Genomic DNA, 26,981 nt, shown 5'->3' with positions numbered 1-26,981 from the left:
GGATTGCTTATGCCCCCCGAATTCGTTGTCGAAACTTCTGAGCAGGTAAGGAAATGGACATCAACCACAGAGCCGGTTTCGCCACTGCCTTGCGCCCCCGGTCGCAAACGGTAGCCCTTGAGCAGCGTATCCTGTTCGATGGCGCCGCGGCGGCAGCGGTCGACCAGCAGCACCACAGCGACCCCGGCACTGCAGACGCCAAGGACAGCAGTCACCCCGCCCCCACCGCCAGCGAAGCGCAGACCACCGCGCAGGCCCCTGCGCCACGCAACCTGGTGGTCATCGATGCTCGCCTGGAAAACCGTGACCAGTTGGCCGCCAACCTGCCGGCCGGGAGCACTGCGGTGGTGGTCGACCCCGGCCAGGATGCCATCGCCGCCATCAGCAATGCGCTGGCACAGATGGGCAAGGTCGACTCTATTCAGGTGTTCTCCCACGGCGCCTCTGGCCAGTTCACCCTGGGCAACCAAGTGTTTACCCAACAGAGCGTCGAACAACTGGGCGATCGCCTGAGCGCCTGGCGCGGCGAACTCAATGCCGGTGCCGATATCCAGCTGTATGGCTGCGATGTGGGCGCCGGCAGCGCTGGCCAGGCACTGGTCAACGAACTGGCGCGCTGGACCGGCGCCGACGTCGGGGCTTCGAACAACGCCACCGGCAGCCAGCTGGCCGGCGGCGACTGGCGCCTTGAAGTGCGCAGTGGCGATGTGGACAAGACCATCGCCCTAGCCGCCGCCACCCTCGACAGCTTCCAGGGCCTGCTGGCCGATGCCAGCCCCACCGCCGGCCTGAGCAGCGGCGGCGCCGAGGTTCCATTGGGCACGCAGTTCAACTTCACCGTCAGTTTCAGCAACCCTTCGACCCAGGAAGGCTACGCGCCCTTCATCGATGTGTTCATGCCGGCTACCGGCCGTGACGGTGATGACGGCGCCAGCTTCGTTTCTGCCACCTACCTGGGGCGAGCGGTAAACAGTATCGTCATCACCTTCGATGCCAACGGCAATGCCACCCACCCGTTGGCCAAGGACGCCAGTGGCAATCCCCTGGTGATCAACGCCGCCAGCGTCGGCATGAAGCCCGGCGACCAGATGGTGGTGCTGCAATTGCCCTACGCCAGCGTCACCAACGGCCAGCCGAGCATCGATATCCTGATTACCGGGCAGTTGAGCAACCTGGCCGACACCACCTACTCCGACGGCGCGCCCAACCTCACCATCAATACCCGCGCCGGCTTCGAGTACGGCAATGACTCGGTGAACAACCCGGTCCAGGACCCGAGCCTGGTGGAAAGCGCGCTGCACAGTTTCGTCATTACGCCGACCCTGTTGCAGGTCACGCAAACGGTCAACATGCCTGAAGGCGAAACCGTTACCGGTCCGAACTTCACGCGCACCCAGACCGTCACCGTGACCCCGGCACCCGGCCAGACCCTGAACAACGTCACCGTGACCCAGACCGTGCCCGACCAGGTGCATGTCAGCGCCATCACTCCGGGCCCCGGCGGCACCCTGAGCTCGATCACCCTGCACGACGGCACGGTGCTCACCGACCCTGCCGCCATCGCCCTGGCCCTGGCCAACCCCAATGCCTTCGTGGCCAGCTACGACATCCACTACGACACCCTGAGCGGCGCCAGCGAAACCCAGGTCGACTTCTATGTACCGGAGATCGACGCCAACGGCCGCCCGGTGATCGACCCGACCACCGGCAACCCGGTGACCATCAACTTCGGCACCGCCACTGTCACCGGCAACTGGAACCCGCTGGACCCGCGCGACCGCCCTGTCGACCCTAACGGTTACCCGTTCAGCGAAACCGGCAATGGCCAAGGCATAACCTTCGTCGCCAAGTCCATTACCCTGCTCAAGCAGGTCAATCTGCAGAACGACGTCGGCACCCCCGGCCTCACCCCCGGCGACACCCTGCGCTACACCATGGACGTGGCCATTTCCGACTTCTTCGCCTTCGGCGAGAACATCCTCGAGCAGGGCCAGTTCACCCTGACCGACCTGCTCAGCGACGGCCAGACCTTCGACCCGAGCAACCCGCCCACGCTGATCATCCAGCAGCATGGCGGTTCCCAGGCCATCGCCCTGATCTTTACCCAGACGGTGAATGCCGACGGCAGCACCACGCTGGTGTTCGACATTGCCGAATCGATCCGCCGGGCCGTTGCCGGCCCGGGCGTTGCGGCACTGTTCGGCGACTTGTACGCCGACGATAACCTGCAGGAAGGCGCCACGCGCCTGAGCATCGTCTATGACGCGCTGATCGACGCCACCTACACCTCCGATCACCCGCCCCACGACCAGCTCAACGAAGGCGACAGCATCGGCAACAATGCCACGGTGGATGCCACGGTGCTGCGCGATACGCTCAACATCGGCGGCATCCAGACCGATGGTTCCAGCACCACCAGTACCATCGATACCTCCACGGTCGATATCGAGCTGACCCAGGTCAATGGCGGCAACCCGCCGAGCAACGGCGAACTGCGCCCGGGCGATGTGGTGACCTTCACCATCAGCTACGACCTGCTGGTGGCCGACTACGAGAACTTCAAGCTCACCGCCTACCTGCCACTGCCCCTGCTCGACGCCACGGGCATCACCTGGAGCATCGGCAACGGTGTTGGCCAATGGACCTTCGGCAGCGGCAACAACATCCTCGATGTACCTGACAGCGTCACCACAGGCCCCGGCAACTCGATCATCTTCGACTTCGGCGACTTCGTCTCCGGCGGCCTCAACGGCGGCACCGTGCAGGTGCGCTTCACCATGAGGGTTGGCGACCAGCCCTTCGCCGACCAGCGAGCGCTCGATGTACTGGCGCAATCGAGCCAGACCACCACGGTCGACAAGACCGTGCTGACCTCCTCCGACGTGGCAGTGATCGAATCGATCGCAGAGCCGGTGCTGGATATCAAGCATGGCGTGGTGTCCAGCAGCAATGGCACAGTCACCGGCACCACCGGCAGCTGGACCGCCCCCGGCAGCATCGGTGTACCGTTCGCCGGCAATGTGACCAGCCTGGCCGCGGTGGACGGCAACGTCAGCGGCATCGATGGCGCCGATACCCTGCGCCTGGCCACCGCGCTGAAGAACAGCGGTGGCGGCGGTGCCTTCGATGTCAGCACCAGCATCACCCTGCCCGCCGGCCTGTCGTTCATCGGCGGCAGCCTGGCGGCGGCCAACCTGCAGATCTATCGCGGCGACGGCACCCTGCTGGTGGCCGGCACCGACTACAGCGTCAGCGGCAACACCATCACCTTCAACGACCTGAACGGCCAGGCGGCCTTGCTGGCCGGCCGCAGCGGCACCGCCAACGACCTGTCCGGCGCCAACGTGGTGGTGATCACCTACGACGTCACGGTCGACAATGCCATCCTCGCGTCCAGCACCCTGCAGAGCACGGCGGCACTGACCAAATACGCCAGCGTCGACAATGGCCAGGACTTCACCCCCACCGACCTTGTGGAGGTGGCCAACCAGCAAGTCGCCGCGCCGACCATCAGCAAGACTTACAAGGACGGCAGCCTCACCAACGATGATTCCAGTGCTGGCCACACCACCGGCAGCAACCTGGTGATTGGTGAAAGCATCACCTACGACATCGTCGTCACCCTGCCCGAAGGCGCCACTGGCAGCCTGCGCATCAACGACCTGATCCCTCCGGGCCTGCGCCTGGACCCACGGTTCAATGGCAACCTGGGCTATGAAATCATCACCTTGACCAGCGGCAGCGCCGCCCTGGGGGCTAACTTCAATGGCGTGCTCAACGTCAACCCGCTGACCCTCGACGGCAGCGACGGCGCCGACCTGATGCTGGTGTTCAGCAATGCCGGCGCCAACGCCGACAACGTCACCGGCAACAACAGCTTCGTCATCCGCCTGGTGCTGGTGGCCAGCAACGTGACCGGCAACCAGCAGGGCACCACGCTGAACAATGGCGCGCAGCTGGTTTACAGCGACCCCGACGGCGATACCCCCAACGGCACGGTGGCGGTGGACCGCAGTGTCAACAGCGCCCAGCAGCCCGGCGTGACCATCGTCGAGCCGACCCTCACAGTGACCCAGCAGATCACCTCGACACCGTCGTTCGGCGGCTTCGACCAGGGTGATACGGTGACCTTCACCATCACGGTGGCCAACAATTCCGGTACCGATGCGTTCGACATCAGCCTGCTCGACGTGCTGCCGACCGAGATCGACAACCTGGTGATCAGCGGCACCATCCAGTACCTCGGCGGCGCCACCAACAACGGCGGCGTCGATTTCGTCATCCTCAACGGCCAACTGGTGACTGCCAACGGTGCCAACATCGACATCGCCAACGGCGGCAGCATCGTCATTACCCTCACCGGCGTGGTCAATGCCACCGCCGCGGGCGAAGCGGCGATTCCCAACAATGTTCAGGTGGGCTGGAGCAGTCTGGACGGCACCAACAACACCACCGATACCGTCAATGGCGAACGCAGCGGCGATGATGGCCTGCTAAATACTGGCGTGCTCAACGACTACCGCGTGATCAGTGCCTTGCTGATCCCGGTCACCAACGGCATCCAGGTGTCGCGCGTCGGCGGCGTGACCGATACCCCGCCCGCCAACAACACCAGCGGCGCAACCGACACCAGTGGCCTGCTGGAAACTGTGGTGGTGGGCGAAATCATCCGCTACCGGGTGGCGGTACTGGTGCCGACCGGGGACAACCCCGATTACCAGATCCGCATCGAGCTGGCCGCAGGCCTGGAGTTCATCCCCGCCGACCTCAACAACATCCTGATCGCGATGGTGTCGAGCAACCTCGGCGGCCTGGTCACCGATGCCGGCAATCTGGTCAGCAACAACCCTGATGCCTTGTACATGCTCGGCAACCAGAACAGCGACGTGGCCTTGCCGATCCACACCGACCTGGGGGGCACGGTCCCCACCGGGATCTTCGACATCAACAACGGCCGCCTGCAGATCATCACCAACGCCGACGGCAGCCAGACCATCACCTTCAGCCTCGGCAACCTGACCAACACCGAGATCAATGACAGCGATATCGAAGGGGTGATCCTCGAGTTCAACGTGCGTGTCAGCAACGTCATCGGCAACCAGGACACCTCTCCCCAGCTGGGCATGACCGTGTTCGAACACGTCGGTCCGAACGGCGGCGTCGACCGGGGCCGCAGCGACACCATATTCGAGCGCGTGGTGGAGCCCAGCTTCACCAACATGGACAAGTCGGTCATCAACGTCGCGCCCGGCACCGTCGCCGGCACCACCGACGCTACGGTGTCGGTCAGCTTCACCCAGAACGGCGGCGTGGCCGCCTACGACACCCACCTGGTCGATCAATTCCCCAATGGCAGCAACTACCAGGTGCAAAGCATCCTGCTCAATGGCGTGCCGCTGAACCTGCTCAACCTGCCCAGTGGCATCAGCTTCAGCGATGGCACCGGGATGACCGTGGACTTCGCCCGGCTGGCGCCCAATGACACGGTGCAGGTGATCTACACCGTCACCCTGCCCAACATCTCCTTTGCCGACAACGCCGCCAGCGCCGCCGTGCTGACCTGGACCAGCCTGCCCAGCGACTTCGAGAGCACCGGCTGGGGCGGCTCGCTGCCCGCCACCGCTGGCGGCGCCACGGGCGAGCGCAACGGCCAGGACGGCGCCAGTGGTTTGAACAACTACATCCTCAGCGAAGGCGCCGGCATGGGCGTGATCCAGGGCAGGCTGTGGGACGACACCCAGAGCGCCACGGACAGCGTCACCCCTGACGGCCCCGGTCTGGACGGCATCGGCGTGACCCTGACCTGGTCCGGCGACGACGGGGTGTTCGGCACCGCTGACGACCGCGTCTTCACCACCACCACCGCCAACGGCGGCCTGTACCAGTTTGCCCTGGTGCCTTCCGGCAGCTACCTGATCGCCGTGGACCAAAGCCATCAGGCCACCCCTGGCGGCAACTTCCGCGTGCGTATCGACACCGACACCGGTGCGGCGGTCGCGGGCCTGGGCAGCATCAACCTGACCCTGGGCGAAGGCGCTACCGGCACCGCCGACGCCGGCTACGTGCATGTCAACGAGGCGCCGGTCAACACCGTCTCCGACCAGCACGGCCAGGAAGACACGGTGCTGCACATCGGTGGTCTGGCCATCAGTGACGTGGACGTGAACGCCGGCAATGCCGACGGCATCATGACCATTACCCTGAGCGTGCTGCATGGCGTCCTCTGGCAAACCGCCACCCCGCCTGCGGCCAATGCCACGCCACCCGCGGGCGCCGGTCGCACGTTGGTGCTCACCGGCACCCTGGCCCAATTGAATGTGTTGCTGAGCCAGCTCTATTACAAAGGCGACCAGGACTTCAACACCTTCCGCAACGCCGAAACCCTGACCATGGTCACCAATGACCAAGGCAACTTCGGCGATGCGCCGCTCAACGGCGACGGCATCCCCGGCCAGAACCCGGCCGATGCACTGACCGACACCGACGTGATGAACATCATCATCGACCCGGTCAACGACGCGCCGGTGGCCAACGCCGACCTGGCGATCGCGGTGGAAGCCGGAGGCCTGCGCAACGCCGATCCCGGAGTGAACCCCACCGGCAACGTGCTGGACAACGACACCGACGTCGATATCCAGACCAACAACGACGTGCTCACCGTCACCCACATTGCCAGCGTCACCAACCCGGTCGGCGTGCCGGTCGATGGCAACCTCGTCACCGTGATCCAAGGGCTGTATGGCACCTTGGTGATCAGGCCCAATGGGGGCTTCCAGTACATCGTCGACAACAGCAACCCGGCGGTGGAGGCGCTGCGCACCGCTGGCAACTTCCTCGTCGATACCTTCGGCTACACCCTCGTCGACAGCGGCGGCCTGACCAGCAGCGCGGTGCTGCAGATCGACATCCATGGCACCAACGATACGCCGATCGCCAGTGGCGACGTCGCCACCGCCATCGAGGCCGGCGGCACCAACAATGGCACCCTGGGGCAAGATGCCACCGGCAACGTACTGTCAAACGATACCGATGTGGACTCCGTGGCGCTGGGCGAAACCAAACAGGTCAACGCCGTGCGCTTCGACGGCCTGGGCGGCGGCCGGATCATTCCGGTTGTCAGCGGCCAGTCGACCAGCATTCTGGCCAACTTCGGCACCTTGACCATCAACGCCGACGGCAGCTACCGCTATGTGATCGACAACAGCAATGCCGCCGTGCAGGCGCTGTCGCCCGGCGATTCGCTGGTCGAGCAGTTCACCTATCAGATGGTCGACGCCGGTGGCTTGAGCTCGGTGACCGTGCTGGTGATCACCATCCAGGGTGCCAACGATGCACCGGTGGCCGTGGACGACCGTGGCACGGCCAGCGCCGGTGCCAGTGATGGCAGCCCGGCGCCGGTCAATGCCAGCGGCAACGTGATCACCGGCAACGGTGGCATCGGTACCGATACCGACGTCGACCGCCTCGATCAGCCGACCGCCACCCAGCTCAAGGTAGACGGCGTGCGCAGCGGCCTGGAAAGCGCCGGCGGCACACTCACTGCTGTGGCCAACGGCGCACCCGCGACCATCGCCGGTACCGTGGCCCGCCTGGCCAACAACAGCCTGATCAGCGGTAACTTCGGCCAGCTGACCCTCAACGACGACGGCACCTACACCTTCGTGGTCAACAGCGCCGACCCCGCCATTCGCGCGCTGGCGGCCGGGCAAAGCCTGGACGTGATCTTCACCTACCAGATCCACGACAGCGGTGGGCTGTCCGACCAGGCGCAGCTGGTCATCACCGTCACCGGGGTCAATGACCCACCCGTGGTCAACCCGGTCATCATCGACGCCATCGAAGCCGGCGGGCTGAACAACGCCACCCCCGGCCTGAACCCCAGCGGCAGCATCCGCGCAGCGTACAACGACCCTGACGGCGACAGCTTGACCATCAGCGCGGTGGTCAGCCCCACCGGCACCAGTGCCACCCCTGGCCAATCGCTGGCGGGCAACTATGGCAGCCTGGTGCTGGATGCCCAAGGCAATTACCGCTACGTGGTGGACAACAGCAACAGCGCGGTGCAGGCCCTGCGCACCAATGCCGACCAACTGACCGAGGTGTTCCAGTACAGCGTCAGCGATGGCAACGGCAAGGTTGTCACGGCCACCTTCACCGTGGTCATCCATGGCCGCAACGACACGCCCATCGCCGCCGATGACGCCGCCATCGCCATCGAGGCAGGCGGCGTCAACAACGGCACGGCGGGCCAGACGGGCAGCGGCAACGCGCTGGGCAACGACAGCGATGTGGATGCCGGCGACAGCAAGACGGTCGATGGTATCTACCTGGGCACCCTGGCCGCGGGCGGCACCTTCGTCCAGGTCACTGCCGGGGCCACCGTGGTGGCCGGCACCTACGGCACCCTGAGCATCGATGCCAACGGCAACTACGTGTACACCGTCAACGACAGCCTGGCGGCCGTGCAGGCGCTCAAGGCCGGCGAGCAACTGCGCGAAACCTTCACTTACCGCATGCACGACACCGACGGTGCCAGCTCCCAGGCGCAGATCAACATCACCATCGAAGGTCGCTATGACACGCCGGTGGCGCGCGACGATTTCGCCTTTGCCGCGGCCTTGAACGACGATGGCAGCGGCGGACGCAACCCTACCGGCAATGTGCTGAACAACGATACCGACGTGGATGCCAACGACAGCAAGGTGGTTACCGCCGTGGGCGCGGGCGCGGAAAGCAGCAACCCGACCCTCGACCCGCTCACCGGCAGTGCCACCGTCACCACCAACTACGGCACCCTGACCCTCAACGCCGACGGCAGCTACCGCTTCGTGGTCAACTCAAACGACCCCGAGATCATTGCCCTGGGCCCGCTGGGCTTCGTCATCCAGAACTACACCTACCAGGTGACTGACGGCGGTGGGCTGAGCGATACCGCCACCCTGACCATCTTCATCCGCGGCGAGAACCAGCCCCCGATCGCCGGCCCCGACCAGGGCCAGGCCATCGAGGCTGGCGGCGTCGACAACGGCATCCCGGGCAGCAACCCCAGCGGCAACGTGATGGACAACGACAGCGACCCGGACACGATCAACATCCTGTTCCCGGAAACCCTGGAAGTGCTGGCGTTCTGGAGTGGCGACGGCCCCCTGCCCGGCAATGCCAGCCTGGTCGGGCAGACCTTGCGCGGCCAGTACGGCGACCTCACGCTGAACGCCGACGGCACCTGGAACTACGTGCTCGACAACAGCCTGCAAGCCGTCCAGGCCCTGCGCGTCAGCGGCCAGACCCTGGTCGACAACTTCACCTACCTGCTGAGCGACATCTGGGGCGGCACCGCCAATGGCTTGCTGAGCATCACCATCGACGGCCGCAACGACTACCCACAGGCCCATGACGATATCGCCGACGCCGTGGAAGCCGGTGGCGTGAACAACGGCACTGCGGGCGTCGACCCGCGCGGCAATGTGCTGGACAACGACACCGATATCGACGGCGTGCAGTACGGCGAAACCAAGACCGTGGTGCAGTACACCGGCGAAAACGGCCGCACCGCCAGCGCGGGCGAAGTGCTCCAGGGCCTCTACGGCACCCTGCTGATCAATGCCGACGGCAGCTACCAGTATGTGGTCGACAACGCCAACCCCACCGTGCAAGCCATGCGCACCGCCGGCGAGTCGCTGCGGGAGGTGTTCACCTACCGCATGCGCGACACCGCCGGCATCACCTCGGATGCGCGCCTGACCGTGACCATCCAGGGCGCCAACGACAACCCGGTGGCCCGCGACGATGCCAACTTCGCCAGTGACCAGGTGCCCGCGCCGCACACCAGCGGCAATGTGCTGCCCAACGACAGCGATGTGGACGGCGGCGACGGGCTGACCGTGACCGGCATCCGCACCGGCCAGGAAAACGGCACCGGCACGCCGGGGGTGATCGGCCAGCCCATCGCCGGCCGGTACGGCACCCTGGTGCTCAACGCCGATGGCAGTTACACCTACACCATCGACCTGAGCAACTCCGAGGTGCTGGCAGCAGCGGGCCTCGGCCAGGTGCTCAAGGACTTCTTCACCTACACCATCAGCGATCTGGCCGGAGCCACCGACCAGGCCCTGCTGACCATCACGCTGGATATTTCCACCCCGTACATTCCGCCAGGGCCGTACTTCGACCGTGATAGCCGCGCAGGCACGCTGACGCTGCCCTTGCCGGATGTGTCCCCGGCGATCTTCGTCGCCCCGGTGGTGGAGCGGATCAACGATAACCTGACCCTGTCCGCCTGGAGCGCGGACGGTAGCGATGTGCGCCTGTTTGCCACTCCCGAGATCGAAAGCCTGTCGCTCGGAAGCCAGCTTGGCCAGGTCAATGGCCAGTACGTGGCGCGCGCGGTAGGCGAAAGCCGGCGCAGCAGCGCCGAGGACAAGAACTGGGTCGACGGCCGCCACGGCGTCATCAGCCTGAGCGCTGATGGCCTGCTGCCGGACCCTTCACTGTGGGCACCGTTCCCCACCGATATGGTGCCGGTGGCGGAAAACAAACCACAGCCCGCGCATGGCTTCCGTGCGCAGTTGCGTGAAGCCGCTGAACGTCGCGGCAGCAATGCGCCATGAAGTTGATGACTATTCACGGATGGACCAAGGATCGCCTATGCCAGCACTGCCATTGAAAAGCCTGAGCACCTTCACTGTCGTCAGCATTCTGCTCAGCGCCTGCTCGGCCTTCGAGCCCAAGCCCTACACAGAAGACGAGATGCGACAGCGGGTGATCGACGACCAGGCGCGCATGTACAAGGAGCAGGAGCCGGTCAACGGCCCTATCACCTTCTACGAAGCATCGGCGCGGGCCCTGAAATACAACCTCGACTACCGCCTGAAGCTTCTGGAAAGCGCGCTGGCCTCGGACCTGCGTGACGTGTCCAGCCACGAGATGCTGCCGCGCCTGGTCGCCTCGGCCGGCTACGCCGGGCGCAACAACGACTCCGGCGGCACCTCAATCGGTATCGAGGACCGCCAGGTCAGCTTGCGTCCCTCGACCTCCGAGGAGCGCTACCGCACCCTGTACAGCCTCGGGCTGTCCTGGAGCTTGCTGGACTTCGGCGTCGCCTACTTCCGCACGCAGCAGAAGAACGACCAGATGCTGATGGCCGAGGAGCGCCGGGAAAAGGTCGCGCAGAATGTCCTGCAGGACGTGCGCAACGCCTACTGGCGAGCGCTGGGTGCCCAGCGCCTGCTGCCGGAAGTGGACGGCCTCTTGATGCGCACCCACCGCGCCCTGACCTCGGCCCGCGAAGCCGAGGGCAGAGGCCTGTTGCCTCGCCAGGACATCCTCGCCTACCAACGCGCCCTGCTCGACTCGGTGTACATGCTCACCGTGCGCCGCCAGGACCTGGAGTTCGCCCGTGCCGAGCTGGCCGCGCTGATGTCGCTGCCGCCCAATACCCGCATGGTGTTGGCCGATACCAACGAACAACCGCTGCCGCTGCTGACCAGCAACGTCGAGCAGCTGGAGCGTCTGTCGCTGGAGCGCCGCCCGGAAATCATGGAAGAGTGGTACCGCAAGCGCGTGAGCATGAACGACCTGAAGATCGCCAAGGCGCAGTTGTGGCCGAACGTGAGTTTCAACTATGGCTACGAGTACGACTCCAACAAGTACCTGTACAACAGCGACTGGAATCAGACCGGCATCAATGTCTCGATGAACCTGCTGCGCCTGCTGCAGTACCCGGATATCAACGCAGCGGAAAAGAGCCAGGAAAAAACCGACGACATGCGCCGCACCGCGCTGTCCATGGCGATTCTCACCCAGGTCCGGGTCGGCCTGCTGCGTTACCAGCTGGCCCGCCAGGAAGTGGAGTTCGCCGACGAGAGCCTGCGTGTGGACCAGAGCCTGCTCAACTACGCCCAGTCATCGCGCAGCGCCGCGCTGGGCAGCGAACTGGAGCTGATCCGTGCCGAGGGTCGCCTGTTGCTTTCGCGCTATCAGCGTGAAGCTGCCTACTCCGATGCCCAGGCGGCCTGGGGCCGGTTGTACAACTCGATCGGCTTCGAGGTGATGCCCAAGGAAATCGAACAGCACGATGTGAAGACGCTGGCACGGGAGATCCAGCGCACAGTTGAGAAGCAGACCCAGGACAACCTGATGGCTGCGGGCAAATGAGCCTGATGGCGCATGAACAAATCTTCATATACGCCGAGAGTGCCTTGTTAGCGGGGTGAAGCACCCGGCGCCCTGCCCCGGCGCCGGCCCTTGCCTTGAGGGCCGGCGCCGGTACGCGTAGCATCGCCGCCCCGCATGCTTGTGGGAGCCGGCTTACCGGCGATTCGAGTGCGTAGCACTCGTCTACATCCATGTTGGCTGGCCTGGCGTAATCGCCGGCAAGCCGGCTCCCACAGGTTTCGCGTTCAGCCAACACACCATCGCCCATGCCCCAGCCGATCCCCCTCAAGGACCACGAACAGGAAAAACACCTGGTCAACCGCCGGCTGCTGGCCTGCGCTGCCCTGGTCTTCAGCCTGGTCGCCGTGCTGGTCGGCCGGCTCTATGTGCTGCAAGTGCTGCAGCACGATCAGCAGAGCGCGGTATCGGAAAACAACCGCGTGCACGTGCTGCCCATCGCCCCCGAGCGCGGGCTGATCTACGACCGCAACGGCGTGGTGCTGGCCGACAACAAACCCAGCTTCGACCTGACCATGACCCGCGAGCGCGCCGGCGATTCGGCCAAGGTGCTCGATACCCTGGCTGAAGTACTGGGCCTTGGCGAGGACGAGCGCAAGCAGTTCGACAAGGACCTGCGCCGCGGCCGCAAACCCTTCGAGCCGGTGACCCTGATGGTCGGCCTGAGCGAGGAACAGATCGCCCTGGTGGCGGTGAACCAGTTTCGTTTGCCGGGCCTGGAGGTGGAGCCGCAGTTCATCCGCGAGTACCCCTTGGCCGAACACTTCGCCCATTCGGTCGGTTACGTCGGGCGCATCAACGAGAAGGAAACGAAGACCCTCGACAGCACCGAGTACCGTGGCACCCAGTCGATCGGCAAGACCGGTATCGAGCATTTCTACGAAAGCCAGCTGCACGGCCATGTGGGGTACGAGGAAGTCGAGACCAACGCCCAGGGCCGGGTGATGCGCGTGCTCAACCACCAGGACCCGACCCCAGGCAAGGACATCATCCTGAGCCTCGACGCGCACCTGCAGGTGGCCGCCGAAAAGGCCCTGGGCGACCGCCGGGGCGCGGTGGTGGTGCTCGACCCTGCCAATGGCGACGTGCTGGCGATGGTCAGCAACCCCAGCTTCGACCCCAACCTGTTCGTCAAGGGCATCAGCTTCAAGCAGTACGCCGCCCTGCGTGACTCGATCGACCGGCCGCTGTTCAACCGCGTGCTGCGCGGCCTGTATGCGCCGGGCTCGACGGTCAAGCCGGAAGTGGCCATCGCCGGCCTCGACAGCGGCGTCATCACCCCCGGCAGCCGGGTGTTCGACCCGGGCTACTACGAGCTGCCCAACTACGACCACAAGTACCGCAACTGGAACCACAGCGGCGACGGCTGGGTGGACATGTACACCGCCATCATGCGGTCCAACGACACCTACTTCTATGACCTGGCGCACAAGCTGGGCATCGACCGCCTGCACGACTACATGGCCGAGTTCGGCCTGGGCCAGAAAGTCTCGCTGGACATGTTCGAGGAAGCCCCGGGGCTGATGCCTTCGGCCCAATGGAAGCGGGCCACCCGCCGCCAGGCCTGGTACCCCGGCGAAACGCTCATCCTGGGCATCGGCCAGGGCTACATGCAGGTCACGCCGCTGCAGCTGGCCCAGGCCACCAGCCTGCTGGCCAGCAAGGGCGTATGGCATCGCCCGCACCTGGCCATGACCGTGGGTGGCGAAACCCCGCTCGACCCCAACCCGATGCCCGACATCGTGCTGCACGACCGGCATGCCTGGGACCAGGTCAGCCAGGGCATGCAGATGGTCATGCACGACCCGCGCGGCATCGCCCGCGCCGCCGCTGCCGGCGCCCAGTACCGCATTGCCGGCAAGAGCGGCACGGCGCAGGTGGTGGCGATCAAGCAGGGGGAGCGCTACAACCGCAACAAGACCCTCGAACGGCACCGTGACAACGCACTGTTCGTAGGCTTCGCTCCGGCGGACCATCCCAGCGTGGTGGTGGCGGTGATGATCGAGAACGGCGAGGCCGGCGGTCGGGTGGCGGGGCCGGTGGTGCGGGAGGTGATGGATGCCTATCTGCTGGATGAACAGGGGCATCTGAAGCCGCAGTATGCGGGCGGGGCGGTGGCCAGGCAGGTACCGCACACCTAGGGCTGCTGAGCAGCCCATCGCCGGCACGCTGCCCGCCTCGGAAACACTTTCGTTTCAAATTGCTACAAGTGGAAGCAGAAACGCGGTATTTCGCGCGCATCGGTTGCACCCGCGCGCTTCCACTAAATTATTTTAAATGCTTTGTTATCAATAACTTGAGTCAGTTATTGGAGAATCAAGCGCTTTTTCAGGCCCGTTTTTTGCTTGAATATTCAAGTGAATAGTAATGCATAACCCAAATTCCAAGAGTTCGCCCAAGCGATCCGTTCCACGTCATACCGTGCGAGGCATCCATGACCCCTGCAAGCCGTGTTACCGACGACCACTTCCAGTCCTGGCTCAGCCAGGTCAATGAAGCCTGCGGCCATTTCAACGGCCGCAAGCTCGACCCAGGCTTCGTCGGCCAACTGGAAAAATGCCAGGTAGGCCAGATCTCCATGAGCATCGTCGACATGACCCAGGTCAACCTGTTCCGCGGCCAGCGGGAAATCCGTGCCAGTGGCGCCGACAACTACTACGCCGTGCTGCAACTGGCCGGCACTTCGCGCATCGAGCACCAGCAAGCGTGCATCGAACTGCAGGCCGGCGACCTGACCCTGATCGACGCCAGCACCCCGCTGGACATGCACTTCCATCAACGCTCGCGGCAACTGTCGCTGATCCTGCCGCGCGCCCAGGTGCAAAGCGGCACCCGCGGCGTCGGCGTGGCTTGTGCCAAGCGCATCGAGGCGAAAACGCCGCTGGCCAGCATGGCCCGGCAGATGATGATAGAAGCCGGGCGTACCCAGTACATGGCCAACAACGAAAGCCTGGCGGTGCTCGACGCGCTGATCGCTCTGCTGCGTCCGGCCATCAGCCACGACGCCATACCCGGCAGCCATGAGCGCATGTTCCGCAAGGCCCTGGCACTGATCGACCAGAACATCACCTGCGAGAGCCTGAGCCCGGAATTCATCGCCCGCGAAGTGGGCATTTCCATGCGCAGCCTGTACCGCATCTTCGCCAAGCACGAGCTGGTCATCGCCCAGTACATCCGTAACCGCCGCCTCGACTTCTGCGCCGAAAGCCTGCGCAACCCGGCCATGGACCAGAAAGTCTCGTCGCTCGGCTACGCCTGGGGCTTCTCCGATTCGAGCTATTTCAGCACTGCGTTCAAGGCCCGCTTCGGCATGACCCCAGGCGAGTACCGCAAGCGCCACGCCAACTGATCGATCAAGCCCGCTCCCACAGGATTTCCTCGGCTCTGATGGCTTGAGTTGATCTTGTGGGAGCGGGCTTGTCCCGCGAAGAGGCAGGTACAGACACCCCACCTGGCAACCCTGGCAAACAGCCTGGCAGGCAGAGCAAAACCCGGTGCGCCAGGCTGGCGCACAATCAAGTCATAGACCAACAAGAAACAACCCTGGAACCGTACTGATGTCGACCGTCATCCCCAGCAAATTCGCCATAACTTTCCTGCTTGCCACCTTGGCCAGCCCCCTGGCACTGGCCGAAGAATGCGCAGTCCCACAAGCCCAGCAAGGCGAACAGGTGTTCGCCCGTGATTGCGCGGCGTGCCACTCGGCCCAGAAGAACGGCCCGACGATGATGGGCCCCAACCTGCACGCTGTACTGGGCCGTGCCCCAGGGACCGTGCCAGGCGCCAACTATTCGCAAGCCATGAAGTCGCGCCAGGCCGCCTGGACCGCACAGGGCATCAGTGCCTTCATCGAACAACCACAAGCCGCCGTGCCAGGCACCTACATGCCTTATGCCGGCTTGCACGATGCCGCCGAGCGGCAGGCGGTGACCTGCTTCCTCGCCAGCCTCAAGTAACCCCCCGCACTTGTCCACCAAAGGCCCCGCAATGGGGCCTTTGGCGTTTTGGCACGCTGCCAAAGGCAACTGGCAGCCAGGGCAAAAACCTGCGTTGGGGCTTCCTGCATGATCCTTGGCATGTCTTCGGAACTTCTGCCAAACCCATAACAAAGGAAGCCAGACCATGCTGCACCGCCCGTTCCGTCTCACCCTGGCCGCAGTGCTCGCCGGGGTCTCGCTGCAGGCGTCCGCCCTGGAGCTCTACGGCGACGCCGAGCGCCACCTCAACGCCAATATCGAAGCGGTGTTCGGTGCGTTCCACAGTGAGGAAAGCTACGCCATCGCCCGCGACCAGGAAGGCTCCACGTCGTGGCGCGAGGGCTACATCAAGTACGGACTGAGCGGCGACCAGCGTCTCGGGGCTGCCGGTTCGATGTACGGCGCCTTCGCCCTGCTCAGTTCCGGCACCTGGGGCGATGGCGACGCGGCAGGTTTCAGCGACGGCAGCGAACGCACGACCAAGATCGAGGACGCTTATCTCGGCTGGAAGTCCGGCAACCTGGTGCCAATGCTGGGCGAGGACGGCATCGACCTGTCCTTCGGCAAACAGATGGTGGCAGTCGGTGACGGCTTCCTGATCCAGGGCGATTCGCTGAACGTCGGCAACGGCCTGGCCGACGGCGAGTTCAACCGTGGCGGCGCCTACTACCTGGCCGCGCGCAAGAGCTTCGACAAGACCGCCGTGCTGCGCCTGGGCGGCAGCCAGGGCTGGCGCGGCGACCTGATGTGGTTGCAATCGGACAACCGTGCCCAGGCCAACACCGAAATGCACGTGGCCACCCTGGAGCACGTGGCAGAGGCCGGCACCGTCGGCCTGACCTACATCGGCACCACCCACGTCGACGAACAGTACGCCTCGGGGCAACAGCTGGAACGTGACGGCATGAAGACCTACAGCCTGCGCGGCCAAGGCAATGCCGGGGTGGAGAACCTGTTCCTGTCAGGCGAATACGCCAAGCAGGACAAACCCCACACCAGCACCGAGGATGCCTGGTACCTGGAAGCCGGCTGGACCTTCGCCGACCTGCCGTGGCAGCCGAACGTCAGCTACCGCTACAGCCGCTTCTCGGAACAGTACGACACCCTGTTCTACGGCCTTGGCCGCGGACTGGGCACCTGGTTCCAGGGCGAAGTGGCCGGCAACTACGCCAGCCCGTTCAACAGCAATGCACGGATCCAGAAGGTAGGCCTGACCGTCAGCCCTACCCCGTCGCTGAACCTCGGCGCCCTGTGGTTCAAGTTCGACACCATCGACCGCAATCTGGGCAACGCGGACGGTCGCGAGCTGGATGTGTACGCGGAATGGACGATCAACGATCACCTGATGGTCGTGCCGCTGGTGGGCCTGTACCAACCTGACCGCAGCTTCGAACAGGGCGGCACGCAACTGGGTAACGACAACAACAACCTGTACACCCAGGTGGTGTTCGTCAGTACCTTCTGAGCAGGGGCACAGGGGGCGCAGTGCGCCCCTTGGCAGTCAGAGCGTTTCCAGGTTGTGGAACACCACTTCCAGCATGCGGTTGAGCCGCTGCACCTGGGCTTCGGTCAAGCCCTTGAAGCTGCGCTGGAACAGCTCGCGGGTCACATCCTGCATGCGCTCGATGTTCTGCAGGCCGACCTCGGTGATGCGCACCTGGGTCACCCGCCCGTCTTCCGGGCTGGGTGAGGTATCGACCAGGCCGTCGTCCTTCATGCGGTAGACGATCTTGGTGATGGTCGACAGCTTGGCGATGGCGTGGGTGGAAATCTCGGAAATGCTCGATTCACCGTTCTCGTTGAGGATCCACAGCACGCGCCAGCGCGGCACGTCGAGGTCGATCTTCTTGAGCAGACGTTCCATGTTCTGGGTGTAGCGACCATGCACACGGGCCAGCCAGTAGAAAGGGAAATCTTCCTTGCGAAAATCTTCGCTGGCCGGGTCGTGGTGGCTATGGCCTGTGTTCTTCGAGTTGCTCATCGATTCACTACTTGTGCGGAAATAGTCGCGCCATCATAGACGTTTCCGCGCATTTGGCTACCGGCAGACGCCACACAATACTGGAATATTCAGTTGACATTTCACGTATTTGCCACGCATGTTAAGCGCTGGACCGTGGTCCGGCATCCTTTCCCGAAAAGGTTTGATAACAATGACAATCATAGTTGAAACCCTCGACCTGGGCGGCGCCGGCCCCCGTGTCGTGGTCAAGGACACCATCGATGTCGCCGGTACCGCGACCCGTGCCAGCAGCCAGGCGCTGGAGCAGGCACCGCTGGCCGAACGGCATGCCGAAGTGGTCAGCCAGTTGCTGGCCAACGGTGCGCGCCTGACCGGCAAGGTCAGCTTGCACGAGCTGGCGTTTGGCACCACCGGCATCAACCACTACACCGGTACCGCGGCCAACCCGCGCTTCCCCGGGCGTATTCCCGGCGGCTCGTCCAGTGGCTCGGCGGCGGCCGTGGCCGCAGGCCTGGCCGACTTCAGCCTGGGCACCGACACGGGTGGCTCGGTGCGCATCCCGGCCTGCTGCTGCGGTGTGTTCGGCCTCAAACCGACCTTTGGCCGCGTCAGCCGCAAGGGCGTGATGCCGGCACGCAGCAGCCTGGACTGCGTCGGCCCGTTTGCTGCCAGCTTGCCGATGCTGGTGCGGGCCATGAGCATGATCGACCCCACCTTCGTGCCCGCCCAGGTGCCGGCCAAGGCCCGCATTGGCGTGCTGCGGGTCACCGCCGAGGCCGCCATCCACAAGGTGGTGCACGGTGCGCTGACGGCCAGCGGCCTGCCGCTGGGCAATGTCGAACTGAAGCATTTCGGCGCGGCCTATGACGCCGGCATGGTGGTGATCAACCGCGAAACCTTCGAGGGCTGTGGCCACTTGCTGGAAACCGGCAAGGTCGGCGCCGATATCGCCGGCCGCCTGGCCGCTGCGGGCAAGACCACCGACAGCGCGCTGGCCGAGGCCGAAGAAGTGCGTCGTCGCTTCACCGATGAAGTCGACCAGGCCCTGGCCAGCTTCGACGTGCTGGCGCTGCCGACCATGCCCGACTTCCCGCTGCGCCTCGAAGAAGCTGCCGACACCCGTGCGGTGCTGGGCATGACCTCGCTGGTGCGGCCGTTCAACCTGTCGGGGCACCCGGCCTTGAGTATTCCGCTGGGCAGTGCCGCCGGGTTGCCGGTCGGCCTGCAATTGGTGGCGGCCAAGGGCGCTGACGAAAAACTGTTGGCCGTGGCCGAGCGGCTGTTGCTCAACCTCTCTTCCACCCACTGAATCTGTCGGCCACTTTCGCGCCCTGTAGGAGCGGCCTTGTGTCGCGAAAGGGCCGCAAAGCGGCCCCAGGTTTCCAGCAGCGTCGCATAAATCGCTGGGGCCGCTATGCGGCCCTTTCGCGACGCAAGGCCGCTCCTACAAAGAGATCTGATACCAATGTCCGATATCCATGACCTGCAAGCCCGCCTGCAACGCTTCGAAAGCCAGCAGGCGATCCGCGTGTGCATCAACCGCTACATGGAACTGTGCGATCAGCTCGACGCCAACACCCCGCTGGACGAACTGGCCGGGTTGTTCACCCGTGACGCCGTGTGGGAAGGCAAAGGGGCCAAGTATGCCGCCAGCTTTGGCGGCTACCGGGGCCGCGAGGCGATCCGTGCGATGTTCGCCACCTACATGAAAACCCCGGCGCACTTCGCCTTGAATGTGCACTTCCTGACCAGCGAGGTAATCGAGGCCGAGGGTGATCAGGGCCTGGGCCGCTGGGTGATGCTGCAGACCAGCACGTTCGCCGATGGCGCGTCGCATTTGAACGCTGCGCGGCTGACGGTGCGCTTCGCCTTGGAAGAAGGGCAATGGCGCATGGCGCATTTCCAGACCGAGAATTTGTTCAGCCGGCCGGTGAGTGAATGGAACAGCGAGGCGGCGCTGCCAGTGCCTGAGCGGTGAAACAGCTTTCTGAAAGCAGCCGCGGTACTTGTGGGAGCGGGCTTGCCCCGCGAACACGGGCGAAGCCCGTGCCAAGCGGCTCGAGTGTCTGAGTCGGCCTCTTCGCGGGGCAAGCCCGCTCCCACAGAGAACCCTCCGCGCTTGATATCGGCGCGCTCTCAGGCCACCGACCTGTCACATTTCGGTCACGCCACCGTCGTAATCTGCCGGGCAACTCTATGCCAAAGGTTGCCCGGCATGCTTCGCCTGCTGCTCCTGCTACTTCCCCTGCTGCCCCTGACAGCCGTCGCCGAGCCTGCGCACCTGCGCGTGCAAGGCTCCAACACCATCGGGGCTACCCTGCTGCCGGCGCTGGTCCAAGGTCAACTGCGCGCCGAAAAGGCAACGGCCATCGAGCAACGGCCAGGTGCGATGACCAATGAAACCGTGATCACCGCCCGCGACGCCCACGGCCAGCCGCTGCGCATCGACATCGCGGCGCACGGTTCAAGCACCGGCTTCGTCGCCCTCGGCCGTGGCGACGCGGACCTGGCGGCGTCCTCGCGCCCCATCAGCGACGCCGAGTTACGCCAGCTCAAGGCGCTGGGCAACCTGCGTGCGGTCCGTGCCGAACAAGTGATCGGCCTGGATGGCGTGGCGGTGATCGTCCATCCCGACAACCCCTTGCCCCAACTGAGCACGCGACAACTGGCCCAGATCTATGCCGGCCAGATCCAGCGCTGGGAACAGCTGGGCGTGGCAGGCGGGGCCATTCACCTGTATGCCCGGGACGACCGCTCCGGCACGTTCGAAACCTTCAAGGCCCTGGTGCTGGAGCCCAACCACGCCGAGCTGGCGGCAAGGATTGAGCGCTTCGAGGCGAGCGACGAACTGGCCGCAAAGGTCGCTGCCGATCGCCAGGCCATCGGCTTCAGCAGCCTGACGTCGGTACACGGCGCCAAGGTGCTGGCGATCGCTGAAGGCGACGCCCCGGCGATGCTGCCGGAGCGCCCCTTGGTGGCCAGTGAAGACTACCCGCTGTCGCGGCGCCTGTACCTGTACTTGCCGGCCAATCCCAAGCCACAGGCCAAGGCCCTGGCCGACTTCGCGCAAAGCCCGGCCGGCCAGGCCATCGTCGCCGAGCAGGGGTTCGTTTCCCAGCAGATCAACGCACAAGCGGTGCCCGCCCAGGCCGATATGCCGCCGCGCTACCGCAGCCTGGCCCAGCAGGCCCAGCGCCTGAGCGTCAACTTTCGCTTCCAGGAAGGCAGCGCCAGCCTCGATAACAAATCACTGCGCGATGTACAGCGGGTGGCCGACTACCTGCGCCAGGCCGGCAAACTGCAAAGCAAAGCCGTACTGGTGGGCTTTGGCGACCCCAAGGAAACGCCAGGCCGCGCGGCCCTGCTCTCGCGCCTGCGGGCCCAAGCGGTGCGCCGCGAGCTGGCGCGCGAGGGCGTCGAAGTGCAGGAAGTGACCGGCATGGGCGATGAGCTGCCGGTGGCGGGCAACGACCTGGAACAAGGGCGGTTGCGCAATCGTCGGGTGGAGGTGTGGGTGTACTGAGGCCTACAGCCAGCAGGGTGTTGCGAAGCAGGGTGTTGAGACGGCAACTGTTGCACCGCGAACAGGCCTTCAACACTTCTTCATGCAGCGCAACACAAGAAACCGAGTTTTCGCGCCAATCGCCTGATTTAAAAGGCATTTGATTCTGGCATGGCCCCTGCAGACATGGATTCAACCATCCAGTCTCCGAGGTCAACATGCCGACTGAAACCCTCTCTGCTGACTACGACATCCGCCCCCCCCACGCTCACGTCATCGCCGATGACGCCGAAGCCCTCAGCGTCGCCCACCGCGTCGCCACCTTGCTGCGTGAAGGGGCCGCCGAACGCGACCGCAACCGTGAGGTACCCGCCGACGTCGTCGACGCCTACTCCAACAGCGGCCTGTGGGGCATCACCGTCCCACGTGAACATGGCGGCGCCGAAGTGTCCTTCGCCACCTTGGCGCAGGTCATCGCCATCGTCTCCGCCGCCGACCCTTCGCTCGGTCAGATCCCGCAGAACCACTATTGCCTGCTCGAAGACATCCGCCTGCAGGGCACCGACGAACAGAAGCGGTTCTTCTTCGACCTGGCCTTGCAAGGCAATCGCTTCGCCAACGCGCTCTCGGAAACCGGCGGCAAGACGGTGCAGGACATCAGCACCCGCCTGGTCGCCGAGGCCGACGGCTATCGCATCGATGGCCGCAAAGGCTATTGCACCGGCTCCCTGTACGCCCATTGGATCGGCGTACTCGCTCTGGACGAACAAGGCCGGGCCCAGCTCGCGTTCGTACAGCGCGGCACACCCGGCCTGGTCATCGTCGATGACTGGAGCAGCATGGGCCAGCGCACCACTTCAAGCGGCACGGTACTGCTGGACGGCCTGCGTGTGCCGGCCTTCAACCTGTTCCCCAGCTACCGCTCCTATGAACGCCCGACCCTGGCCGGGCCGTTCGCCCAGCTGACCACCGCCGCAATCGATGCCGGCATTGGCCGGGCGGCGCTGGATGACACCATCGCTTTCGTCCGCGAGCACGCCCGCCCGTGGATAGACGCCAAGGTGGAGCGCGCCGGCGATGACCCGCTGACCATCATCCAGGTCGGCTCCCTGGAAATCCGCCAGGAGGCTGCCGAGGCCTTGCTGGAGCGTGCCGGGTGGGCACTGGATGCGGCCAAGCCGGCGCCGGACGAAGACAACGTCGCCGCCGCCTCGCTGGCTGTGGCCAAGGCCAAGGTGCTGACCACCGAGGCCGCCATCGAAGCCAGCAACCGCCTGTTCGAGCTCGGCGGTACACGCTCCTCGCTGACCCGCCACAACTTCGACCGGCACTGGCGCAATGCCCGCGTGCACACCCTGCACGACCCCGTGCGCTGGAAGTACCACCTGGTTGGCAACTGGGCCTTGAACGGCATCAAGCCGGCCCGTCACGACTGGAACTGAGGCCCGCGCCATGACCAAACAGATTCGCCTCAACGCCTTCGCCATGAACACCGTCGGCCACCTGTCGCCCGGCCTGTGGCGCCACCCGCGCGACCAGGCCACACGCTACACCGATATCCACTACTGGACGGAACTGGCCAGAACCCTGGAGCGCGGCTGCATCGATGGCCTGTTCATCGCCGATGTCCTGGGGGTGTACGACGTGTATGGCGCCAGCGCCGACGCCGCCTTGAGCAGCGCCGCCCAGGTACCGGTCAACGACCCGCTGCAACTGGTGCCGGCCATGGCCGCCGCCACACGCCACCTGGGCTTTGGCGTGACCGCCTCGGTGTCGTTCGAGCACCCGTTTCCGTTCGCCCGGCGCATGAGCACGCTCGATCACCTGACCCAAGGCCGCGCCGGGTGGAACATCGTCACCTCCTACCTGGCCAGCGGTGCACGCAACCTCGGCCAGCGCGACCAGTTGAGCCACGACCAGCGCTATGCCCTGGCCGAGGAATACCTGCAGGTCTGCTACAAGCTCTGGGAGACCAGCTGGGAAGACGATGCGGTCTGCGCCGACCGCGCCAGCGGCGTCTACGCCGACCCGCGCAAGGTGCATGGCATCGCGCACGAGGGTACCTATTTCAAGGTGCCTGGTTTCCATCTCAGCGAGCCGTCCTCCCAGCGCACGCCGGTGCTCTACCAGGCCGGCGCCTCCAGCCGTGGCCGGGCATTCGCCGCCGCCAACGCCGAATGCGTGTTCGTCGCCGCACCGAGCAAGGCCGTGCTGAAAAAGCAGGTGGCCGACCTGCGCGCCGCCGCCGTCGCGGCAGGCCGGGCTGCCGACAGCGTGCTGATCTTCGAGCAACTGACGGTGATCGTCGCGGCCACTGACGAAGCCGCCCTCGCCTTGCTGCGCGAGTATCGCGAATACGCCAGTGCCACGGGGGCCTTGACCCTGATGTCGGGCTGGACGGGCATCGACTTTGCCAAGCTGGAGCCCGATCAGGTGCTGCGCGAAGTACCTAGCGAGGCTATCCAGTCCGTCATCGAGGCATTCACCCGGGCCGACCCTTCGCGCACCTGGACCACCGCCGAAATCGCCGACTACTGCGCCATCGGCGGCGACGGGCCGGTGTTGGTCGGCTCGGCACAGACGGTAGCCGACCAGTTGCAGGAATGGGTCGAGGACACCGATGTCGATGGCTTCAACCTGGCCAGTGTGGTGGCCCCGGAAACCTTCACCGCCGTGGTCGACCTGCTGGTGCCGGAGTTGCAGGCACGCGGGCTGTTCAAGCGCGAATACGCCGAAGGCACCCTGCGCAACAAGCTGTTCGGCCAGGGTGACCGCCTGCGCGGACCACACCCGGTGGCGACGCTGCGCCAGGAGGCACGGCGATGAGCGAGCTGCTGGCGAACCTGGACGGGTCGGAAATCCTCCAGGCCTGCATCGACACGCTGAGCATGCTCGGTGCGGCGCTGGGCTTCACGGTATTGTTCGGGCTGCCACTGGGGGTGCTGCTGTACCTCACCGGGCAACGCCAACTGCTAGCCAATGCCCCCCTGTATCGCTTGCTGTCGATGGTGGTGAATGTGCTGCGCTCGCTGCCGTTCATCATCCTGCTGATCGTGCTGATCCCGCTCACCACGGTGCTGGCCGGTACTTCGCTGGGCGTGCGCGGCACCATCCCGCCGCTGGTAGTGGGCTGCACACCATTCTTCGCACGCTTGGTGGAAACCGCCCTGCGTGAAGTCGACCGTGGCCTGGTCGAGGCCAGCCAGGCCATGGGCGGCAGCATCCGCCAGATCATCTGGCACACCCTGCTGCCCGAAGCCCGCACCGGCCTGCTCGCAGCCGTCACCGTCACCGCCATCGTGCTGGTGGATTACACCGCCATGGCCGGGGTGATCGGTGGCGGTGGCCTGGGCGACCTGGCCATTCGCTTTGGCTATCAACGTTTCCAGACCGACGTGATGGTGGTCACCGTGCTGCTGCTGATCGTGCTGGTACAGGCACTGCAGATGGGCGGTGACCGCCTGGTTCGGCACTTCACCCGACGCTGACTTCAATACCTTCAGGATCACTCCCATGAAAAAGACCCTTGCTGCCCTCGCCACACTCATCGCCGCCAACAGCTTTGCGGCGCAGGCCGCCGAACACCTGGTGGTCGGCGCCACCCCGGTACCGCACGCCGAGATCCTCGAGTTCGTCAAACCGACCCTGGCCAAGGAAGGCGTCGACCTCGACATCAAGGTGTTCAACGACTTCATCCAGCCCAACCTGCAACTGGCGCAAAAGAACCTGGACGCCAACTACTACCAGTACCGCCCGTTTCTCGATGACTTCAACAAGACCCGCCATACCAACCTGGTGCCGGTGGTCGGTGTGCACATCGAACCCTTCGGCGCCTACTCGGCCAAGTACAAGACCCTCGCCGAGCTGCCCGACGGCGCCAGCGTGGCCATCCCCAACGACCCGGTGAACACCGGCCGTGCCTTGGTGCTGCTGGCCGAAGCCGGGCTGATCAGCCTAAAGGACCCGAGCAACCCGCAGTCGACCCAGCGCGACATCACCGCCAACCCGCACCACTTCAAGATCCGCGAACTGGAAGGCGCCATGCTGGCGCGCTCGGTGAAGCAGGTGGACCTGGCCTTCGTGTTTGCCAACTACGCCCTCGAAGCTGGCATCGATACCAGCAGCGCGCTGATCGTCGAAAAAGGCAAGGACCTGTACGTCGAGTACCTGGTTGCACGCCCGGACAACCTGCAGGACGAAGGCCTGCAGAAACTGGCCAAGGCGCTGAACTCGCCAGAGGTCCGCAACTTCATCCTGACCCGCTACAAAGGGCAGATCGCCCCGGGCTTCTGATCAGCGAGAACGCCACCCATGACCCGCTTCCCACAAGAAGTCCTGGCTGCAACCGCGCAACTGCAGTTGCGCGGCATCCACAAACGCTATGGCGACCTGCCAGCTTTGGCGGGTATCGACCTGCACATCCGCCAGGGCGAGGTGTTCGGGATCATTGGCCGCAGCGGTGCAGGCAAGTCCACCCTGCTGCGGTTGATCAACCGGCTGGAAACGCCCAGTGACGGGCAGGTGCTGATCGAGGGCGAGGACATTGCCACCCTCGGCACCGCTGGCCTGCGCCAATTGCGGCGCAAGGTCGCGATGATTTTCCAGCACTTCAACCTGCTGGCCAGCCGTACGGTCGCTGAAAACGTGGAGCTGCCGATGCAGATGGCCGGCGTGCCGGCCCAGGAACGCGCACGCCGCGCCCTAGAGTTGCTGCAACTGGTAGGGCTGGCCGACCGGGCCAATGCCTATCCGGCCCAACTGTCGGGCGGACAGAAGCAGCGTGTGGGAATCGCGCGGGCCCTGGTGCTGCAACCGGACATTCTGCTGTGCGACGAAGCCACCTCGGCGCTCGACCCGCAAAGCACCCGCGCCATTCTTGCGTTGCTGCGCGATATCAACCAGCGGCTGGGCCTGACCATCGTCCTCATCACCCACGAGATGGAAGTGATCCGCGACCTGTGCGACCGCGTGGCCGTGCTGGAGCACGGCAGCGTGGTCGAACAGGGCGAGGTCTGGCAGGTGTTCGGCGCGCCGCAGCATGCGGTCAGCCAGTTGCTCCTGGCCAGCCATGAGCGCCCGCGGCAGGCTACGGATGAGGCTGCCGGGCACGCGCATCTGGAGCTGCATTTCACGGGTGTGAAAGGCATCGAACCTGACCTGGGGTTGCTGGCCAGCGCTTTGGGCTCGCAGGTGCGGCTACTGGAAGGGTCGATCGAGCGCATACAGGGCCGGGCCCTGGGCAGGCTACGCCTGGCGGTGGCCGGTGAGGCTTCTGCTCCAGAGCTGCTGCAACGGGCGCGAGCAATTGCCGACTGGGCGCAGTGGGTGCATTGACCTCTGCCATTCCAGGCAAAGTTTTGTAACAGCG

Annotated in this window: 15 protein-coding genes; 14 read left to right on the top strand and 1 reads right to left on the bottom strand. The window is 65.0% G+C overall.

Going from position 1 to position 26,981, the window contains the following annotated elements:
- Nucleotides 1–53: 53 nt before the first annotated feature.
- The 6 genes from ACIPZG_RS09610 to ACIPZG_RS09585 all read left to right on the top strand — a co-directional run bounded on the left by ACIPZG_RS09610 (nucleotide 54) and on the right by ACIPZG_RS09585 (nucleotide 17,613).
- The gene (locus tag ACIPZG_RS09610) at nucleotides 54–10,607 is read left to right on the top strand and encodes a VCBS domain-containing protein (RefSeq protein WP_400712740.1); all 10,554 of its coding nucleotides are present in this window, start codon (nucleotides 54–56) and stop codon (nucleotides 10,605–10,607) included.
- Nucleotides 10,608–10,644: 37 nt separating this feature from the next.
- Complete coding sequence (locus ACIPZG_RS09605) at nucleotides 10,645–12,153, top strand: TolC family protein (protein WP_400712737.1); 1,509 nt, start codon at nucleotides 10,645–10,647, stop codon at nucleotides 12,151–12,153.
- A 266-nt stretch (nucleotides 12,154–12,419) separates the two neighbouring features.
- The gene (gene mrdA / locus ACIPZG_RS09600) at nucleotides 12,420–14,312 is read left to right on the top strand and encodes a penicillin-binding protein 2 (RefSeq protein WP_400712734.1); all 1,893 of its coding nucleotides are present in this window, start codon (nucleotides 12,420–12,422) and stop codon (nucleotides 14,310–14,312) included.
- 293 nt (nucleotides 14,313–14,605) lie between these two features.
- Nucleotides 14,606–15,520, top strand: coding sequence for a transcriptional regulator FeaR (gene feaR, locus ACIPZG_RS09595; RefSeq protein WP_400641974.1), 915 nt, complete (start codon nucleotides 14,606–14,608; stop codon nucleotides 15,518–15,520).
- Nucleotides 15,521–15,728: 208 nt separating this feature from the next.
- The gene (locus tag ACIPZG_RS09590) at nucleotides 15,729–16,127 is read left to right on the top strand and encodes a c-type cytochrome (RefSeq protein ID WP_400712731.1); all 399 of its coding nucleotides are present in this window, start codon (nucleotides 15,729–15,731) and stop codon (nucleotides 16,125–16,127) included.
- A 166-nt stretch (nucleotides 16,128–16,293) separates the two neighbouring features.
- A complete protein-coding gene (locus ACIPZG_RS09585) occupies nucleotides 16,294–17,613 on the top strand; it encodes a hypothetical protein (RefSeq protein WP_400712728.1) in 1,320 nt (439 codons plus the stop codon).
- Between the two features lie 36 nt (nucleotides 17,614–17,649).
- Here ACIPZG_RS09585 and ACIPZG_RS09580 read toward each other — a convergent pair whose 3' ends face one another.
- The gene (locus ACIPZG_RS09580) at nucleotides 17,650–18,129 is read right to left on the bottom strand and encodes a MarR family winged helix-turn-helix transcriptional regulator (RefSeq protein WP_400641977.1); all 480 of its coding nucleotides are present in this window, start codon (nucleotides 18,127–18,129) and stop codon (nucleotides 17,650–17,652) included.
- 172 nt (nucleotides 18,130–18,301) lie between these two features.
- On the opposite strand from ACIPZG_RS09580, the gene ACIPZG_RS09575 reads away from it, so the two are divergent.
- The 8 genes from ACIPZG_RS09575 (at nucleotide 18,302) to ACIPZG_RS09540 (ending at nucleotide 26,947) form a co-directional block, all read left to right on the top strand.
- Complete coding sequence (locus ACIPZG_RS09575; RefSeq protein ID WP_400712725.1) at nucleotides 18,302–19,420, top strand: amidase; 1,119 nt, start codon at nucleotides 18,302–18,304, stop codon at nucleotides 19,418–19,420.
- Nucleotides 19,421–19,576: 156 nt separating this feature from the next.
- The gene (locus ACIPZG_RS09570) at nucleotides 19,577–20,089 is read left to right on the top strand and encodes a nuclear transport factor 2 family protein (RefSeq protein ID WP_400712722.1); all 513 of its coding nucleotides are present in this window, start codon (nucleotides 19,577–19,579) and stop codon (nucleotides 20,087–20,089) included.
- Between the two features lie 237 nt (nucleotides 20,090–20,326).
- On the top strand, nucleotides 20,327–21,634 hold the full coding sequence (locus tag ACIPZG_RS09565) for a substrate-binding domain-containing protein (RefSeq protein ID WP_400712719.1): 1,308 nt from the start codon (nucleotides 20,327–20,329) through the stop codon (nucleotides 21,632–21,634).
- 197 nt (nucleotides 21,635–21,831) lie between these two features.
- Nucleotides 21,832–23,055, top strand: coding sequence for an SfnB family sulfur acquisition oxidoreductase (locus ACIPZG_RS09560; protein ID WP_400712716.1), 1,224 nt, complete (start codon nucleotides 21,832–21,834; stop codon nucleotides 23,053–23,055).
- Nucleotides 23,056–23,065: 10 nt separating this feature from the next.
- On the top strand, nucleotides 23,066–24,439 hold the full coding sequence (locus tag ACIPZG_RS09555) for an LLM class flavin-dependent oxidoreductase (protein ID WP_400712713.1): 1,374 nt from the start codon (nucleotides 23,066–23,068) through the stop codon (nucleotides 24,437–24,439).
- A complete protein-coding gene (locus tag ACIPZG_RS09550) occupies nucleotides 24,436–25,101 on the top strand; it encodes a methionine ABC transporter permease (protein WP_400712710.1) in 666 nt (221 codons plus the stop codon). Before ACIPZG_RS09555 ends, ACIPZG_RS09550 begins: the two co-directional genes overlap by 4 nt.
- Nucleotides 25,102–25,126: 25 nt before the next feature.
- Nucleotides 25,127–25,906 (top strand): MetQ/NlpA family ABC transporter substrate-binding protein, encoded by a 780-nt coding sequence (locus ACIPZG_RS09545; RefSeq protein ID WP_400712707.1) that lies wholly within the window; start codon nucleotides 25,127–25,129, stop codon nucleotides 25,904–25,906.
- Nucleotides 25,907–25,924: 18 nt separating this feature from the next.
- Nucleotides 25,925–26,947: a methionine ABC transporter ATP-binding protein gene (locus ACIPZG_RS09540; RefSeq protein WP_400712704.1), complete on the top strand. Its 1,023-nt coding sequence runs from the start codon at nucleotides 25,925–25,927 to the stop codon at nucleotides 26,945–26,947.
- Nucleotides 26,948–26,981 lie beyond the last annotated feature (34 nt).

It is taken from the genome of Pseudomonas sp. NPDC089395 (genome assembly GCF_044749525.1).
Lineage (GTDB): Bacteria > Pseudomonadota > Gammaproteobacteria > Pseudomonadales > Pseudomonadaceae > Aquipseudomonas.
Note: the sequence above shows the minus strand (reverse complement) of the source record. Positions and strands in the feature narration are given on the sequence as shown.

What these genes read in the sequence shown, in the direction of transcription:
- ACIPZG_RS09610 (WP_400712740.1), top strand. Translation starts at nt 54, where the DNA reads ATGGACATCAACCACAGAGCCGGTTTCGCCACTGCCTTGCGCCCCCGG.
- ACIPZG_RS09605 (WP_400712737.1), top strand. Translation starts at nt 10,645, where the DNA reads ATGCCAGCACTGCCATTGAAAAGCCTGAGCACCTTCACTGTCGTCAGC.
- mrdA (WP_400712734.1), top strand. Translation starts at nt 12,420, where the DNA reads ATGCCCCAGCCGATCCCCCTCAAGGACCACGAACAGGAAAAACACCTG.
- feaR (WP_400641974.1), top strand. Translation starts at nt 14,606, where the DNA reads ATGACCCCTGCAAGCCGTGTTACCGACGACCACTTCCAGTCCTGGCTC.
- ACIPZG_RS09590 (WP_400712731.1), top strand. Translation starts at nt 15,729, where the DNA reads ATGTCGACCGTCATCCCCAGCAAATTCGCCATAACTTTCCTGCTTGCC.
- ACIPZG_RS09585 (WP_400712728.1), top strand. Translation starts at nt 16,294, where the DNA reads ATGCTGCACCGCCCGTTCCGTCTCACCCTGGCCGCAGTGCTCGCCGGG.
- ACIPZG_RS09580 (WP_400641977.1), bottom strand. Translation starts at nt 18,129, where the DNA reads ATGAGCAACTCGAAGAACACAGGCCATAGCCACCACGACCCGGCCAGC.
- ACIPZG_RS09575 (WP_400712725.1), top strand. Translation starts at nt 18,302, where the DNA reads ATGACAATCATAGTTGAAACCCTCGACCTGGGCGGCGCCGGCCCCCGT.
- ACIPZG_RS09570 (WP_400712722.1), top strand. Translation starts at nt 19,577, where the DNA reads ATGTCCGATATCCATGACCTGCAAGCCCGCCTGCAACGCTTCGAAAGC.
- ACIPZG_RS09565 (WP_400712719.1), top strand. Translation starts at nt 20,327, where the DNA reads ATGCTTCGCCTGCTGCTCCTGCTACTTCCCCTGCTGCCCCTGACAGCC.
- ACIPZG_RS09560 (WP_400712716.1), top strand. Translation starts at nt 21,832, where the DNA reads ATGCCGACTGAAACCCTCTCTGCTGACTACGACATCCGCCCCCCCCAC.
- ACIPZG_RS09555 (WP_400712713.1), top strand. Translation starts at nt 23,066, where the DNA reads ATGACCAAACAGATTCGCCTCAACGCCTTCGCCATGAACACCGTCGGC.
- ACIPZG_RS09550 (WP_400712710.1), top strand. Translation starts at nt 24,436, where the DNA reads ATGAGCGAGCTGCTGGCGAACCTGGACGGGTCGGAAATCCTCCAGGCC.
- ACIPZG_RS09545 (WP_400712707.1), top strand. Translation starts at nt 25,127, where the DNA reads ATGAAAAAGACCCTTGCTGCCCTCGCCACACTCATCGCCGCCAACAGC.
- ACIPZG_RS09540 (WP_400712704.1), top strand. Translation starts at nt 25,925, where the DNA reads ATGACCCGCTTCCCACAAGAAGTCCTGGCTGCAACCGCGCAACTGCAG.